Genomic DNA, 15317 nt, shown 5'->3' on the forward strand with positions numbered 1-15317 from the left:
TCTCGTCCGACTTGCATGTGTTAGGCCTGCCGCCAGCGTTCGTTCTGAGCCAGGATCAAACTCTCATGTTCAATCCAAGCTTGTCTCATAGACAAACTCTTAAAATCGACGTCTGCACATTTTGGTGGTGACTGACAAACCGATATCTGACCGAAATCAAACATCAATCCGTCGTCTCCGAGATGCACAGACAAACACCATAGCGCCGCCCGCGCATCCCTTCCTTCTGATCTACAATGTCAAAGAACTAATCAAAATCTTCCAAGGACCGAAGCCCCGCACCAACGTCAACACCGCAGCTTCCTGCGCCGCACCCCGTCGGTGGAGGCGGGTTATAGGTCCCCATCCCCAAACTGTCAAATGCCTTTTTGAAGAAAAATGCATTTATCTGTGATTTTATGAAAATTCCGCGAAAAACAACGGGTTGCACGGTGAAATCCTCTCAACCAAGGATCAGAAGGCATCCGGATAGCGGACCGGCAGTTGAAGCGATGCCCCGGTTCCCGGACCGGGACACCGGCAAAAACACCCCCGACACCGGGCTTGATCGCCAATGCCATTCCGTGATTCGCAAATTCACCGACCGAAAACGGCATAAAAAAGGCATGTGAACCTTTCTTTTACACAATAACCTGATTATGGAAGAAGATAGATTACTGCCTGATAGACGACAGAGGACCGATCGACCATGACAGCACGGCCGAAATTGCGACCTTATATATATGGTGTCGCCACGACATTAAGCCTTGTTCTGGCCGGATGTTCCGGTACGGCAAATCTTGTTCCCAATACATCCGAAGGCACCGCATCGGAAAAGGGCGGAGCCCCCATCCCGTCCTTTACCCAGTTTACCGATATTCCGATGCCGTCCAATTCGTCGCTTAATCTGGATCGCAGCATCATTTTCGGGGCCTCGGACGCCTGGACCGGGCGGCTGGTGCTGGATTCCGGGGGCAATCCGACGCAGATGTATGATTTTTACGACCGGGAAATGCCCAATTTCGGCTGGAGCAAGGTGACCACCGTGCGCGCCGATATCAGCGTCATGGTCTATGACCGGCAGAACCGGGTGGCGACGATCAAACTGATGGCCAATTCATTTCGCGGATCGACCGTCGATATCACCGTCTCGCCCAAGGGCTGAGCCGCCCCTTATATAAAAGACAGCCAGACATGACAAAGGGTGCCATTGGCACCCTTTGTTGCAGTCAGATGGCGGTACGCTTACCGGGTGCCAAACAAACGGTCGCCCGCATCGCCCAGCCCCGGCACGATATAGGCCTTTTCATTGAGCTTTTCATCCAGACCGGCGGTGTAGACCGGAACATCCGGATGGGCGTCATGAAAGACCTTAACCCCTTCGGGGGCGGCAACCAGCGCCATAAAGCGAATGTCGCTATCCTTGACGCCAAATTTATTGAGCGTATCGACCGCCGCCACCGCCGAATTGCCGGTCGCCAGCATCGGATCGACAAGGATAAAGGTCCGGCCTTCGACCTCGGGCAATTTGACCAGATATTCGACCGGCATGTGGGTTTCCGGGTCGCGATACAGCCCGATATGGCCGATCCGTGCCGATGGCATCAATTCGATCAGGCCATCGGCCATGCCCAGACCGGCGCGCAGGATCGGCACCACCGCCAGTTTGCGGCCCTGAATCATCGGGGCTTTCATCGCACAGATCGGTGTTTCAATATCCTCGAACGCGACGGGCAATTCGCGGGTGATCTCATAGCCCATCAGCAGGGCAATTTCCTTGAGCAACTGGCGGAACGTTTTGGTTGACGTATCCTTGTTGCGCATATGGGACAATTTATGCTGGATCAGCGGGTGTTCAAGAATATGAAGATTGGGGAAATCTTTGTGATGTGTCATCGATCTGCCAGCCTGTGAAAATCGCATTGCGCCTGTTGTTAACCGCTTTGACGGCATCAGGCAAGCCTTGCCCCCAGAATGCGCAGATATGGGCCAAAATGCAAACACCGATGCCATGCACCGGTGTCTGATTTTCAGGCGATCTGATCAAAGCTGTCAGCCATCAACCCTGCGGTCATTGGGTTCGGCACGGACCGGGAAACCGTCAATTCCCTGATCCTTTTTGATTTTATCGGCACCGGCACGGGCGGCTTTCATATCGGCATAGGATCCGACCCGAACATAATACCATGCCTCGCCCCCGTCATTGCGGCGTTCAACCACGGCAACCGACAGCCCTTCCTTGCGCAAATCCCCGGCGCGCTGCCGGGCATTGGCATCGACCTTGAACGCCCCGATCTGCACCGAATAGGGTTGATCCCCCACCGCCGGAGCAGACGGAGCAGGAGTTGCGGCGGGTGCCGCCGCCGTTTCAGCAGGGGCCGCCGGAGCCGCAGGCGCAGAATCAGCCGAATCAGAAGCCGCCGCCTGTCCGGCATCCTTTTTGATCGCAGGCGGGACAAGACGTTGCGGTGCCCCGTTGGCAGACGGCAACACCGCCGCCACCTCGTCGGTTTCCGCAATTTCCGGGGCGTCGGGCAGCGGCGCCACATCGACCACCTCGTTCTGGTCCATTTCGGCCGCCGCCGCCATTTCGGCGGTGCGTTCAGCAATCAGATCGCCGACCGGATCGTCGTCTTCTGCAACGGCAACGCTATCGGCACCATCATCGGCACCGGTTTCATCTTCCGCCACAGCAGAAGCCGTATCCATGACCGGGGTTTCGATCACCGGTTCGGAATCGGGAAGGGTGGCAAGGGTTTCAAGCGGGGCTGATTGCGCCGGAATTTTTGACGCGGCAACATCGGGTTCCATAAACAGGCCCGCCCCGACCAGCATCCCGCCAAAAAACAGCACAAGCCCGAGCATCCCTGCCCCGGTGATCAGCCCCAATAATGTTTTGCGATCCATGTCTGCGATCTGCCTGTCTGGGTGAGAGGGGCGCGAAGGTGCCGATGCGACAAGAACCTCGTCATGGGCACCCTGCCCCTCATCACGGGATAAAAAAGGCGGCAAGGGCGCATCGCCATTTGGACCGGCACCGGTTTGATGAATATTATCGGCCACGATATGGTCAATCCCTGCCCTGTGAACCCGTCGAACGAAACTGTTCGTGTGTTTTACAGCCAAGGCCGTTTAAAAAACTTTAAACCCGTGATTTTGGCAGATTTGGGGCATGCCGGGCCAACCGGCAATGGCGAAAAAAAAGGACCGGCATTAAGCCCGAAGATTATCCCGCATAATCATTCGGATGCCGGCCCTCGAAGTGAGAGAGATCGACCTTCGGGGAGAGAGACCCGAAGAGAAATGACTGTCAGGAACGCCATGTCTAGCCTGACAGCCGCGTCACAAACGGCGATGCCGTCTGCAAGTGACGATGCAAGTCATAACCGACCCTTTTTATAAATGCAAACGATTATCACACACATTCGCATTTATTTTTTCATGACCGGATATTTTATCCCGGCTTATCCCCGGTCATCCCCCCGGCCCCCCCTGCTCCGCCCCCGGACAACCGCAGTTTATATGCGGTTAGGCTATTATGATCCAAAACCCAATCTGCCTCTTGTGTTTGTCGCCCGGCTCTGTTTGGATCATCCCCAATGGCGTCCACAGAGACGCAAAGGGAGGTCACGACATAAAATATTATGGGTGACTTAGGAGGGTGTTTGGATGCAGGGAGAACAAGCCGTTAAAGCGGCTTTGCCGAAGAGTCATGCCAGTTTTCTGACTTTGCGGCGTATTTTGATGGTCACCGGTCTTTTGCTGTCAGGCGCAGTTGCCTGGATGCTGTTATGGACCGGTGATGCCTACCGGCAGTTTGCCGTGGAAACCTTGAACAATTCCGTCAGTGGCACCGTCAATTTCTTTGTCGGATCGCGCATCGGTCAGGATTATGCCGACCGGATCGGTCCGATTGCCAATGAATGGTCGCGCACCACAAGTCTGGTCAAAAGCGTGCAGGATCAGGACAGCAGCCGCATGGTCGCCGAACTGAACATTCTGTCCAATGCCAGTCAGGTGGTACAGGGCGAGGTCCGGCTTCTCGATTCCATTTTATATGATATCGAACTGAACCGTCTCGCCGGATCGGATGCCAGACTGGGGGCCAGTATCACCGATGATGCCGGTCTTCTGGAAACCCTGAAAGCCCGCAGTCAGGCCGATGCCCGCAAGGCGGTGTCCTATGTCTGGGCCCTGCCCGATGGCCGTCCGGTCTTTAGCATGATCGTCCCGGTCGGCGGGTTCCGCGTTGCCGGATATCTTGAAATCATTACCGATCCCCTGCCGATGTTGCAGGGAATCGGAGCGGTTCTGGGCGGGGATTTCCGCATTGTCGCCGGGGATGGGGCCATTCTGTTTGAAAGTCTGGAACATGGCGAACAGACCCCCGATGCCGCCCCGGCACCGGACACCGGAATGCAACGATCTTCGTTGAATGTCGCAATTGAAGACGGGCGCGGCGGCGTTTGGGCCCATGCCACCTTTGACCGCGACATTACCGATTTTTACACCCAGACCGATGAATTGCGCACCCTGTCGATCCAGATTCTGGTCAGTGTTCTGGCCGTTGGCTGGATCGCTGCCGGGCTGTTATTGAAATTCACGGTGTTTCGCCAGTTGCGCGGTTTTGCCCATGCCATGAAAACCATCGCCGGGGGCGACACCAGTGTCCGCCTGCCGATTGTCGGCAAGGATGAAATCGGCGACATGCGCAAGGCATTGGTCGGATTGCGCGAATCTGTGCGTCAGGCCATGATCCTGCAAAACATGGTCGAACATACCCCGACCATGACCGCCCTGATCACGCCAGACGGCGATCTGGGCTATCTCAATGCCGCCGCCAAATCCTATGTCGGGGATGCGCCGCACGGATCGGGGGCCGGTTTTCTGGATCTGGGCGATGCGTTCAACCGCAAGGTCGCGCAATCGTCCAACCTGCCCTTTACCGATGTCGTCCATAACGGCAAGGATCATCTGGAAATTCTCGCCGCCCCCGTGCGCGACAACAAGGATGAACTTCTGGGCACCATGCTGGCATGGAATCTGGTGACACAGCGCGAAGAAAGCCGCATGGCCGTTCAGGACATGATGACCGAGGTCGAACATGTTGCCCGTGCGGTCACGCAACAATCCGATTCCTTGCTGGAACTGGCCTCAAACCTGACCCGACAATCCGAGGCAACCATCGGACAATCGGGCAATGCCCTGAATATTTCACAGGAAGCCGCAGGCAACACCCAGAATGTCGCAACCGCGGTCGAGGAATTATCCTCCTCGATTGCCGAAATCAACCGGCAGGCCGGCGATGCCAGCAACGTCACCGAACGCGCCCGTAGCGAGGCCGAGGAATCGCAACGCAATATCATCTCGCTGGAAAAGGCCAGCAGCCAGATCGGCTCGATCATCGATCTGATCAACGATATTGCCCATCGCACCAAGATGCTGTCGCTCAACGCCACGATCGAGGCGGAACGCGCCGGCGAACTGGGCCGGGGCTTTGCCGTTGTCGCCAACGAGGTCAAATCGCTGGCCGATCAGACCGCAAGTGCCACCGGCCAGATCGGCACCCTGACCGGCGCGATCCAGCAGGAAGTCCAAAAAGCCGCGAAATCCATCAGCACGGTCGGCGATGTTATTCATCAGGTCAACGACATCCAGATGACCATCACCCAGTCGGTGGATGAACAACGCCGCGCCACCAGCGAGATTTCCGACAATGTGCAAAGAATCGCACAAGGTGCCGGATCGATGGACGAGATGATGCGCTTCGTCAATGACGGGGCACAAAGCACGGGCAAAACCGCCCATGATCTTAACAGCGCCAGCCACGAACTCTCGCAAATGGCCAAAACCCTGTCGGACCGGATGGAAGCTTTCAGCACCCGCATGAAAATCGCCTGATTTTCCGGACACAATACAACAAAAGGCGGTGCATTTTTCTGCACCGCCTTTTCAGTTTGCCAAGGGTCGCCTGTTTATGCCACCGGTTCGGGATCAAGCAAAATGAACGATCCGCGGCACCCCGGCAAAATGCGGTGCCGGACACCGCGCGGGATCAGGTGAAAATCACCCGCCTTAAGGCACACCGGCACCTGATCAAGTTCCAGCACCAGTTCCCCGTCCAGCATCAGGATCGCTTCGTCCCAGTCGCAATGCATTTCTTCGGCAAGGCCCGCGGCATCTGCCTTGAAAAGTTTCATGCGGACACAGCCAAAATCGGCCAAAATCCGGCCCGCCCACCCGTCGGGCAATTGCGCGGCAACGGTCGCCAAATTCATTCTTTTTCCTTTTCCACCCGGAACAATCCCCACCGCAAAGAGTGCATTCATTCCGCCATTGATTTGCTGGCAATTTCATAAACATCGCGTGACAGGCCCGGTTTGGCCAGAAGGCGCTCAAGTGCCGCCTTCATTTTTGCCGCCCGGCCCGCATCATAATTGCGCCATTTGCCAAGGGCGGCTGTCAAACGTGCCGTCACCTGCGGGTTCAAATCATCAAGGTCCATCAGACGATCGGCCAGAAAATCATAGCCGCTGCCATCGGGTGCATGGAAATGGCGCGGATTGCCCATGGCGAATGCCCCGATCAGGGATCGCACCTTGTTGGGATTGCGCAGGGTAAAGCCCGGATGCGCCATCAGGTCACGCACCCGCGCCAATGTATCGCTGCGCGATGACATCGCCTGCAAGGCAAACCATTTATCCATCACCACCGCATCCCTGGCAAATCGCGCCTCGAAATCGGCAAGGGCCTCATCGCGCCCCGGATGATCCAGATGGGTCAGAACGCCAAGGGCAGCCATCCGGTCGGTCATATTATCGGCATTGCGATATTGCGCCATGACCAGATCAACCGCACCCGCCGCCCCGCCGGCCACCAGACAGGCCATCGCGACATTGCGCAAGGCGCGTTTGCCCGCCGATGCCGCATCGGGTGAAAACGGCCCGTCCGTGGCATTGCCCTGGCAAATCGCGGTGAATTCCGCCGACAGGCTGCGGCCAATTTCCGCCCGCAAGGCTTCGCGAATCTGATAAATTGCCTCGGGATCGGCGGGGGACATCTGTTCGGCCAGAAAATCCTCGGACGGCAATATCAGGGCATTGGCCCGAAAGGCCCGGTCCAGATCCCCGTTGATCAGGGTCGCCCGCAGGGCGGCGATATAATCATCCACATCACCCAGCGCCGCCTTTGCATCGCCGCCATTTTTGCCAAACCGGTCAATCGCGGCCAGCATCAACGCAGTCGCATATTTCTGGCCGGAATCCCACCGGGTAAAGGCATCGCTGTCATAGCCCATCAACAGGGCAAGGTCGCCCGCCGCCGGGATGGTATCGACCCGCACCGGGGCCGAAAATCCGCGATTGAACGACACCACCGGGGCGGATGGCACCGCGTCAAAGACAAATTCCGCCTCGGCACTGCGCAATTCCACGGTTTTTGCCGCCATTTCCACCCCGTCCCGCGACAGCAACCCGACCGATATCGGCATATGCAGCGGTTTTTTGTCGGGCTGGCCCGGTGTGGCGGCGGTGTTTTGGCGGATGGTCAGGCGATATTGCGCCGTGGCACTGTCATAGTGCCCGTCCCACGACACAACCGGCGTTCCGGCCTGCCCATACCACAGGCGAAACTGCGACAGATCGGCCCCGTTGGCATCTTCCATCGCCCTGACAAAATCATCGCAGGTCACCGCCTGCCCGTCATGGCGGGCGAAATAAAGGTCGATCCCCTTGCGATATCCTTCCGCCCCCAACATCGTATGCATCATACGGATCAGTTCCGCGCCCTTTTCATAGACGGTGGCGGTATAGAAATTGTTGATTTCCATATAGCTGTCGGGTCGCACCGGATGCGCCAGCGGCCCGCCATCCTCGGGAAACTGACGGGCGCGCAATTGCAGGACATCGGCAATGCGCTGCACCGGGCGGGATCGCTGATCGGCCGAAAATTCCTGATCGCGGAAAACCGTCAATCCTTCTTTCAGCGACAATTGAAACCAGTCGCGGCAGGTCACCCGATTGCCCGACCAGTTATGGAAATATTCATGCGCCACAATCGATTCGATCAGTTCATAATCGGTATCGGTCGCTGTATCGGGCCGCGCCAGGATATATTTGGCGTTAAAAACATTCAGGCTTTTGTTTTCCATCGCCCCCATATTGAAATCCGACACCGCAACGATGTTAAACAGATCAAGGTCGTATTCGAGGCCATAAACATCCTCGTCCCATGTCATTGACCGTTTCAGACTGTCCATCGCATAATCGCACCGGTCTTCGTTGCCATGTTCGACAAAAATCCGCAGGGCGACATCGCGCCCCGACCGGGTTTTGAAACTGTCTTCAACACAGGCCAGATCCCCCGCCACCAGTGCAAACAGATAACTCGGTTTTGGAAACGGGTCTTCCCACACCGCAAAATGACGATCCCCGGCAAGATCGCCATGATCGACCAGATTGCCGTTCGACAACAATACCGGGCAGGAATCCTTGTCGGCATGGATCGTCACCCGGTATGTCGCCATCACATCGGGCCGGTCGGGGAAATAGGTGATGCGCCGAAACCCTTCGGCCTCGCACTGGGTGCAAAACGCGCTTTCCGATACATAAAGCCCTTCCAGCCGCGTATTGCCCGACGGCGATATCTGCGTTTCAATTTCCACATCAAATGCCGCCGACGGCGCGGGGAATGTCAGGGAAACCCCGTCAACCTGATAATCGGTTGCCGACAGAACCTCGCCCCCAACCCGCAAGGACACCAGTTTCATATCCTCGCCGTCCAACACCACCGGGTCCCCCGCCGCAATGCCGCGCTCCGCATTGGCCCGCAACGCCAGTTTCGCGCTCACCACCGTCACATCCCGGCCCAGATCAAAGGTCAGATCGACCGTATCAACCCAAAAGGCGGGCGCTGTGTAATCTTCGCGGCGAATCAGGCCTGCTTGTGCCGTCATGGGGAAATCCTTCCGGTTATGGGGCCGGGGCCAATGGATGGCATCGCGACAGGGCGTCGCACCCGGCAGTTTTTTTTGCAATCTGTTCCCACAGATAACGCGGATTTGCGCTTCTCACAAATGCAGAGTTTACGCACCGCCCATAACCGGTCATAATCAGCAATGGTGGCGCGAGGGGGACCATTGATGCACATTTCGTGGGGCGAAAGTGTTCTTTGGTTTCCCTCACTCCTTATGGAGCCATCCCACAACAAACAAATCCCGCACAGCCGCATCGACCACATTATGCGTTTATGTCAACGGGACAATGGACCGCGACCACCACACGGCGTTGCAACATCGGGGAAATAACAGCCAATGACTTCCGGTTTTCAGGTTTTGATTGCAGATGATCACCCGCTGGTGCGGGGCGCCCTGAAACAGGCCTTGCAACAGGAATTGCAAAATGTCGTGGTTTACGAAGCTGGCAGCCTGCCCGAAGCCCTGACCTGCATCACCGAAAAGGGCGGCGATATCGATCTTGTCCTGCTTGATATCCACATGCCCGGCATGAACGGCTTTACCGGCCTGTTCACCCTGCGCGCCACCTGGCCCGACATCCCCGTTTCGATTGTCTCGGCCAGTCAGGATATCCCGGTGGTACGCCGCTCCATCGAATATGGCGCGGCGGCCTTTGTCCCCAAATCCGCCCCGGTCGAACAGATTGGCGAGGCCGTGCGCACGGTTCTGGATGGCGGCATGTGGATGCCCGACTGGGCGCGTGAGGCCCTGGAAAACGGCCCGCTGGATGACGACACCACCCATCTTGCCCAGAAAATCGGCCAATTGACCCCGCAACAATTGCGCGTCCTCAATATGCTGACCGAAGGCAAACTGAACAAACAGATCGCCTATGAACTCGATGTCACCGAGGCCACCGTCAAGGCCCATGTTTCCGCCATCCTGCGCAAACTCGGCGTGCATAGCCGAACCCAGGCCGTCATCATGGCGCGTGAACTGCAATTGCAGGAACCGGTGGTCGGGGTTTAAGCGCCCCGGGGGCATCAGCCCCACTCTTTGCCAATCCCGGAAAAATTACCGATGATTATCCCCCTGTTACAGGGGGTTTCCGCATTGCGCCATTTATAAAAATACTTGCAAAATCCCCTGAAATGTCATTTTGTGCCCAATAAGGGATGCAACATATGATGGTAATAAAGGGGAAAAAATTACCATGACCTGCAATCAGGGAATAACCCGCCATGCGATTGCCTGCATGGCCACAGTCGCCATTTCATGTATGGCATCCGGCGCAAACGCCACAGAGCCGCAAAACTGGCAGGGGCTATACGGCGGGTTGGCAATTGGCGGCCTGCACGGCGCCTCCGACCTCGATTCCGAAGCAAACCGCAGCGACTATTTCAGTAGCCAAAGCGACGTTGATCAGTTGCGACCGGGATTGCAGAAAAAAATCGACGGGTTTTCCGCCACCGGTTCCGGCTTGCTCGGATATGACTACAGGCATGGCAACATGCTCTATGGGATCGAAGCAGATCTGACCCTTATGAATTATTCGCAAACCTCGAATGCCGGGCCGGTGACCTTCACCTCCTCGCCGACTGTCGATTTTTCCACCCACACAACCATCAAAACCAATTTCGCCTTCGGTGTCCGGCCCAAAATCGGCTATGTCTTCGACAACTGGATGATCCACGCGGCGGCGGGCCCCTCTATCGGCCAGTTCAAATATGATTTTCGCTATGTCGATACCAATGACAGTGGTCAGGCCAACAGTTTTGAAGAAACAAACTGGGCGCTGGGTGTCTCCTCCAACATCGGGGCGTCATACAATCTGGGTGATGGCTGGTCGCTGCGCGGGGATTATGTCTTTAGCTACTACCCCGAAATCATCAATGAAAATCAGGATTTTGAAAGATTTGCCGACCTGGCCGCCGCAAGTTTTGCCGGTTCTTTCCGGCACAAGGCCGATTTCCAGTCCCACAATGTCCGCTTTGGCCTGATCAGACAGTTTTAGGGCGCGTCCCAAATCCAGCGCGGCACCCATCAGGTGCCGCGCGGACCATTGACAAAGGGTTTGCGGCACGTCTCCCTCGGGCAGCGGTCATTTCCTTGATAAAGAACGTCATGCCCGCGCACGCGGGTATCCATGGTGCAGCAACCACCCTCTTTGCAATGATTGCGCAATCCGCATAAACCTGACACCCTTCCGGCATGACACAGGATCAAGTCCGCCTCATTGCGCATGATTTTTCGGGGGTCGAAGCCATCCGGGCCGAGACACGTCACAGCTTTGCCCGCCACAGCCACGAAACATTTGGCATCGGGCTTATGTATCGCGGGGCGCAAAAATCCGCATCGGGGCGCGGCATGGTGCAGGCCGGGGCGGGCAACATCATCACGGTCAATCCCCGCGAAATCCATGACGGCCACCCGATTGGCGATCAGCCGCGCGGCTGGAACATGCTGTATTTTGATCCGGTCCTGATTGCCAATGCCGCCGCCGATCTCACCGACAATCAAAGCACCCGGTACGAATTCGACCGCCCGGTGATCGCAAACGATACCGTTGCACGATGCTTTGCCGCCCTTTTTGCCGCCGTCACACAGGGCAATGCCAAAACAGCCGGGCTGCGCCGTTCGGAAATGCTGCTGTTGTTGCTGCATCATGCCGTGCTGGCCCCGGCGGCGGATGGCGGGCCGGTCGCCTTCGGCCATATAAGGCACGCCAAAAGCCTGATTGATGATGACCCGGCCTGCGATATCAGTCTTGCCGACCTGGCACAGGCCTGCGGGCTCAGCCGCTTTCAAACCCTGCGTCATTTCACCCGCGCAACCGGCCTCACCCCGCATGCCTATGTCATTCAGCGGCGCATCGATCTCGCCCGGTGCCAGATCAAAACCGGCGCCCCCCTGGCCGATATCGCCATCGCCTGCGGCTTTGCCGATCAAAGCCACATGAACCGGCATTTTGTCCGCGCCTTTGGCATAACGCCGGGGCGCTATGCCCGCGCCCTTCATCCGGGCTGATTCCCCCTGCCCTGCAATTGCGTTCAAGACCGCGCTGTCGTTTCGCGGTTAACTGCGGCTTTCGCCAACCGCCAAAAAAGGCAAGCCCGCACCATGATAACAATTGAATATCTTCTGACCTCGCTCATTGTGATTTTGCTGCCCGGAACCGGCGTGATCTATACGCTCGCCCTTGGGTTGGGCCGCGGCCTTGGCGGCAGCATCTGGGCCGCCCTGGGCTGCACCCTCGGCATTCTGCCGCATATGGCCGCCAGCATTCTGGGCCTTGCTGCCCTGCTCCATACCAGCGCGATGGCGTTCGAGATGGTCCGTTATGCCGGTGTGGCGTGGCTGCTCTATATGGCGTGGGGCATGTGGCGCGGCACCGGCGCGATGCAGATTACCGCCAACACCACACCGGCAAGCAACGCCCGCATCGTCCGCGACGGGTTTCTGATCAATATCCTCAATCCGAAACTCTCGCTGTTTTTCCTGGCCTTCCTGCCGCAATTCGTGATGCCCGGCAGTCCAGACACCCCGCTGCACATGACCGTTCTCGCCCTGATTTTCATGGCAATGACCTTTGTCGTCTTTATCATCTATGGCGGCTTTGCGGCGGCGGTGCGCCATCATATTGTCACCCGCCCCGCACTCATGCGCTGGATCGGGCGGGGCTTTGCCGGGGCCTTTGCCTTGCTCGGCGCGAAACTGGCGCTGGCCAGAATATAAAACCGAACACCCGGCACTCCCCTATACCTGAGAGTAATATTGTTAATAATAAATTGCCCTGCATTTGAAAATCAGACACATAATGTCTTTTAGAAATTTACGGAGGTTATTTGCAATGGGCGGTTTTTATAAGAAATATGGTCTTGTCGCCGCCGGAATACTTGCCGGTCTGACCGTCAGTATATCAGCTTCTGCCGAGCCGGTATCCAGCCACAACTGGCAGGGATTGTATGGCGGCCTGGCGCTTGGCGGGGCCTATGGCAAGGCAAGCCCGGACAGCACGATAACGGCGGGAAACCCAAGCTATATTGTACCGGGAAACATTCCGCTTGTGAATAATGCCTTGCAAAAAGACATCGACGGCACCGATCTGACAGGCTCTGCCCTGTTTGGCTATAATGTCCAGAAAGACAGCATGGTCTACGGGATCGAGGCCGATCTGACCGTGATGGATTTCTCCGAAAGCACCCAACACCGGGCCAATTACACGAACCCGGTCAACAGCTTTCGTGTCGATAACGAACTGGAAACCAAATTCACCTTCAGCATCCGGCCGAAAATCGGTTACAGCTTTGGCGATGCGATGGTCCATATTGCAGCAGGCCCGGCGATCAGCCGCTTCAAATACAATTCGCGCTTTTCCGACACAACCGGCAACAACCCGAATGCCTCGTTTAGCGACACCAAAACCGCTTTGGGGGTCTCGTCAAATATCGGTGTGAATTATGCCTTTGCCGAAGGATGGTCGCTGCGCGGGGATTATGTCTTCAATTATTTCCCCAACGCCGTTGATGCCACAAGCACACTCGTTGCAACCGGCGCTGCGAACAACAACCCCATCAATCACGAAACAGATTTCATCTCGCACAATATCCGCTTTGGCCTGATCAAACAGTTCTGATCTCGCACCCGAAATCATAAAACGGCACCGCAGCTTTGGCTTCCGGTGCCGTTTTCATTTGGAGGTGGCGTTAATCCGCAAACCCGCCGGAACAAGCCGCCCGCCCCGTCGTTACAAACAAAATACCCCCTGCCACCCGCAATCCTTGCCCGGCAGAAAAACGGTGCGAAGCAACGGATATGAGCAACACAACCGGCGGCGGAGGAAACCCTGCCTCTCCGCCCATCCCGGCAGACATGCCCGACGACCCGGCGGTGGCCCGCGCCAACGGCCTGCTCTATCCGCGCGCCCGCACGGCGGCGGTGATTGGCACCTTTATCATTCTGGCCATCGGCTGTCTTTATGTCGCGCAAAGCCTGTTATTGCCGGTCCTGATGGCGTTTTTGCTGTCGCTGGTGTTCTCGCCGGTGGTGCGTACCCTGAAACGCTACCGCATCCCCGAAAGCATCACCGCCCTTGTTATCGTCACATCGCTGACCCTTGCGGTGATTGCCGGGGTCTATGGCCTCAGCACCCCGGTTTCAAAATGGATCGAGGATGCCCCGCGCATCGAATGGCAATTGCGCAGCAAACTCGCCGCCCTTGGCGGGCCGCTGGAAAAACTGCGCGATGCGCAGGAACAGGTGGAACAGGCCACCGAACAGGCCCAGGCGGCCGATGTGCAAAAAGTAATCCTTCAGGAACCCACCCTGATCAGTCAGGCCGCCCAAAGTGCGCCGGAAATCGTCGCCGGGATTGCCCTGATGATGGTGCTGATGCTGTTTTTGCTGTCATCGGGCGATATGGTCTATCAAAAAATATCCCGCACCCTGCCAACCGATGGCGACCAGCGCACCGGGTTTCGCATTGCGCAGGATATCGAACGCGAAGTCTCGCGCTATTTGCTGACCATCTCGGTGATCAATATCGGGCTGGGCGTGCTCATTGGTGGTTTGCTGGCAATGGTCGGCATGCCCAATCCGTTTTTATGGGGCCTTGTCGCCGCCCTTTTGAACTATGTCCCGATGCTCGGCGCTGTTGTCGGGGTCGGGATTGTCGGCATGGTCGCACTGGTCTCGATGCCGACCCTGACACAGGCCTTTTTGCCCCCGGCGATTTATCTGGCCTGCACCGTGCTGGAAGGCCAATTCCTGACCCCCGCCCTTGTCGGCAACCGCCTGCGCATCAATACCGTGGCAATCATTCTGGCAATTGCCTTCTGGGGCTGGATTTGGGGTTTTATCGGCGTTCTGCTCGCCGTCCCCTTCCTCATCGTCACCCGCGTCCTCGCCAATCATGTCGCAGGACTGGGCGGATTGCGCGATATTTTGGGGCCAAGGGATGACACCCGCCCGGAACCGTAATCGCGCTGATCGTTGTTTTGGTCGGGCAGCAAAGACCGTAAAGCTCCAACGCCGCATCCATGATCTTTTGACGGGTTCCGTCTTCCTGCCTTGATCTCAATGATCTGGTATATTGCGCCCTGTCATTTCAATGATCACACCCGATTAATGAAATCAAAAAATCTGGCCTCGCCGACTCGCTTTCAGCAATCAATCATGATCCCTGAAAACAACCGCTAAAGCTGCCGCATTACACCATTCCGCCCCGGAAAACCGCCAGATAACCGCTGTGACGGCCCCCGAATCGCCAACCCGGCAGGACCGATGCACACAAGACGGACTACCCCCGTGGGACTTTGGCGAGGCTCCATCAGGGGTACTTGATATGGCGCCCATACCCCCGTCTGCCTCACAAGCCGCATCCGAA

General features: G+C 57.0%; 13 protein-coding genes and 1 rRNA gene. 9 read left to right on the forward strand and 5 right to left on the reverse strand.

The features are described 5' to 3' along the window. Nucleotides 1-71, reverse strand: a 16S ribosomal RNA gene (locus Q8O73_RS11605); the annotation flags it as partial. A 617-nt stretch (nt 72-688) separates the two neighbouring features. On the opposite strand from Q8O73_RS11605, the gene Q8O73_RS11610 reads away from it, so the two are divergent. Beyond that, the gene (locus Q8O73_RS11610; RefSeq protein ID WP_305558327.1) at nt 689-1144 is read left to right on the forward strand and encodes a hypothetical protein; all 456 of its coding nucleotides are present in this window, start codon (nt 689-691) and stop codon (nt 1142-1144) included. A gap of 80 nt (nt 1145-1224) precedes the next feature. On the opposite strand, the gene upp is transcribed toward Q8O73_RS11610, so the two are convergent. Further along, entirely contained in the window at nt 1225-1875 is a 651-nt protein-coding gene (gene upp, locus Q8O73_RS11615; RefSeq protein ID WP_305558328.1) for a uracil phosphoribosyltransferase, read from the reverse strand. 156 nt (nt 1876-2031) lie between these two features. Further along, nucleotides 2032-3042, reverse strand: a complete 1011-nt coding sequence (locus Q8O73_RS11620) for an SPOR domain-containing protein (RefSeq protein ID WP_305558329.1) — start codon at nt 3040-3042, stop codon at nt 2032-2034. On the opposite strand from Q8O73_RS11620, the gene Q8O73_RS11625 reads away from it, so the two are divergent. Both Q8O73_RS11625 and Q8O73_RS11630 read left to right on the forward strand, forming a co-directional pair. Then, complete coding sequence (locus Q8O73_RS11625) at nt 3025-3381, forward strand: hypothetical protein (RefSeq protein WP_305558330.1); 357 nt, start codon at nt 3025-3027, stop codon at nt 3379-3381. The genes Q8O73_RS11620 and Q8O73_RS11625 overlap by 18 nt on opposite strands. 267 nt (nt 3382-3648) lie before the next feature. Next, nucleotides 3649-5880 (forward strand): methyl-accepting chemotaxis protein, encoded by a 2232-nt coding sequence (locus Q8O73_RS11630; RefSeq protein ID WP_305558331.1) that lies wholly within the window; start codon nt 3649-3651, stop codon nt 5878-5880. Nucleotides 5881-5954: 74 nt separating this feature from the next. Here the strand turns inward: Q8O73_RS11630 and Q8O73_RS11635 are convergent, their stop codons facing one another. Further along, a complete protein-coding gene (locus tag Q8O73_RS11635) occupies nt 5955-6257 on the reverse strand; it encodes a cupin domain-containing protein (protein WP_305558332.1) in 303 nt (100 codons plus the stop codon). A 47-nt stretch (nt 6258-6304) separates the two neighbouring features. After that, a complete protein-coding gene (gene pepN, locus Q8O73_RS11640; RefSeq protein WP_305558333.1) occupies nt 6305-8932 on the reverse strand; it encodes an aminopeptidase N in 2628 nt (875 codons plus the stop codon). 357 nt (nt 8933-9289) lie between these two features. On the opposite strand from pepN, the gene Q8O73_RS11645 reads away from it, so the two are divergent. From Q8O73_RS11645 to Q8O73_RS11670, 6 genes are all read left to right on the forward strand, one after another. Beyond that, nucleotides 9290-9961: a response regulator transcription factor gene (locus Q8O73_RS11645; protein ID WP_305558334.1), complete on the forward strand. Its 672-nt coding sequence runs from the start codon at nt 9290-9292 to the stop codon at nt 9959-9961. Nucleotides 9962-10145: 184 nt separating this feature from the next. Beyond that, nucleotides 10146-10946, forward strand: coding sequence for an outer membrane protein (locus Q8O73_RS11650; RefSeq protein WP_305558335.1), 801 nt, complete (start codon nt 10146-10148; stop codon nt 10944-10946). A gap of 197 nt (nt 10947-11143) precedes the next feature. Further along, on the forward strand, nt 11144-11959 hold the full coding sequence (locus Q8O73_RS11655; RefSeq protein ID WP_305558336.1) for an AraC family transcriptional regulator: 816 nt from the start codon (nt 11144-11146) through the stop codon (nt 11957-11959). 93 nt (nt 11960-12052) lie between these two features. Continuing rightward, entirely contained in the window at nt 12053-12667 is a 615-nt protein-coding gene (locus tag Q8O73_RS11660; protein WP_305558337.1) for a LysE family translocator, read from the forward strand. A gap of 115 nt (nt 12668-12782) precedes the next feature. Next, complete coding sequence (locus Q8O73_RS11665; RefSeq protein ID WP_305558338.1) at nt 12783-13568, forward strand: outer membrane protein; 786 nt, start codon at nt 12783-12785, stop codon at nt 13566-13568. Nucleotides 13569-13747: 179 nt separating this feature from the next. Further along, nucleotides 13748-14911, forward strand: coding sequence for an AI-2E family transporter (locus Q8O73_RS11670; RefSeq protein WP_305558339.1), 1164 nt, complete (start codon nt 13748-13750; stop codon nt 14909-14911). Nucleotides 14912-15317: the final 406 nt, after the last annotated feature.

This window comes from Thalassospira sp. (assembly GCF_030690045.1).
Lineage (GTDB): Bacteria > Pseudomonadota > Alphaproteobacteria > Rhodospirillales > Thalassospiraceae > Thalassospira.

What these genes read in the sequence shown, in the direction of transcription:
- Q8O73_RS11625 (WP_305558330.1), top strand. Translation starts at nt 3,025, where the DNA reads ATGAATATTATCGGCCACGATATGGTCAATCCCTGCCCTGTGAACCCG.
- Q8O73_RS11645 (WP_305558334.1), top strand. Translation starts at nt 9,290, where the DNA reads ATGACTTCCGGTTTTCAGGTTTTGATTGCAGATGATCACCCGCTGGTG.
- Q8O73_RS11610 (WP_305558327.1), top strand. Translation starts at nt 689, where the DNA reads ATGACAGCACGGCCGAAATTGCGACCTTATATATATGGTGTCGCCACG.
- upp (WP_305558328.1), bottom strand. Translation starts at nt 1,875, where the DNA reads ATGACACATCACAAAGATTTCCCCAATCTTCATATTCTTGAACACCCG.
- Q8O73_RS11660 (WP_305558337.1), top strand. Translation starts at nt 12,053, where the DNA reads ATGATAACAATTGAATATCTTCTGACCTCGCTCATTGTGATTTTGCTG.
- Q8O73_RS11665 (WP_305558338.1), top strand. Translation starts at nt 12,783, where the DNA reads ATGGGCGGTTTTTATAAGAAATATGGTCTTGTCGCCGCCGGAATACTT.
- Q8O73_RS11650 (WP_305558335.1), top strand. Translation starts at nt 10,146, where the DNA reads ATGACCTGCAATCAGGGAATAACCCGCCATGCGATTGCCTGCATGGCC.
- Q8O73_RS11635 (WP_305558332.1), bottom strand. Translation starts at nt 6,257, where the DNA reads ATGAATTTGGCGACCGTTGCCGCGCAATTGCCCGACGGGTGGGCGGGC.
- Q8O73_RS11655 (WP_305558336.1), top strand. Translation starts at nt 11,144, where the DNA reads ATGACACAGGATCAAGTCCGCCTCATTGCGCATGATTTTTCGGGGGTC.
- pepN (WP_305558333.1), bottom strand. Translation starts at nt 8,932, where the DNA reads ATGACGGCACAAGCAGGCCTGATTCGCCGCGAAGATTACACAGCGCCC.
- Q8O73_RS11670 (WP_305558339.1), top strand. Translation starts at nt 13,748, where the DNA reads ATGAGCAACACAACCGGCGGCGGAGGAAACCCTGCCTCTCCGCCCATC.
- Q8O73_RS11630 (WP_305558331.1), top strand. Translation starts at nt 3,649, where the DNA reads ATGCAGGGAGAACAAGCCGTTAAAGCGGCTTTGCCGAAGAGTCATGCC.